Here is a 508-nt window from a genome sequence, read left to right as displayed (position 1 = left end):
AGCGTGGAAAAACTTGGACGGGAAATAAGCAATATATGCATGTTTACCGAAGACGATCGTTATATACAACTGGTTCGCGTGGGCATCGAATCCGGATTGGCTAGGAATATAGAAAAAATCGCCCGGCGTGTCATACCGGGCATTTCCCTCCTCGGCTATAAGATACCCCTCTATGAGGAAAGCATCTATAAAAGGATGCGGGATACAGGAAAACCCATTGCTACCGGGAACATCGTTATGCAAGATAAGGATAGCGTTATCAGTACCACTGTAGAACGAATAGCCATGGATTATACCTCTCCCGGCAGTCCCCTGCGGCTCCTTATCAAGACACTCGTCGTTCCCGTGCTCCCCTATAAGTCGGTAATAGATATGCCCATTGTGGCGGAAAATAAGGTGGCAGGGGCCATCGCCCTGACCAGTGACACAGACCTCACGGAAAATGATCTGGAGCTGCTGAGGACTCTGGCCCTGATGGCCGGAAGCGCCCTGGAGCGGGTCCGTCTTC

The 508-nt window shown here is 51.0% G+C and carries 1 protein-coding gene; it reads left to right on the top strand.

The genetic code is table 11. The annotated features are described in order from the left end of the window. Nucleotides 1-39: 39 nt before the first annotated feature. A partial coding sequence (locus tag RDU59_12985) for a GAF domain-containing protein (protein ID MDQ7839394.1) occupies nucleotides 40-508 on the top strand: 469 nt, incomplete at its 3' end.

It is taken from the genome of Thermodesulfobacteriota bacterium (assembly GCA_031082315.1).
In the GTDB taxonomy this organism is placed as follows: Bacteria; Desulfobacterota; QYQD01; order QYQD01; family QYQD01; genus QYQD01.
The sequence above is the reverse complement of the archived record's forward strand: the minus strand, read 5'-3'. Positions and strand labels throughout refer to the sequence as shown.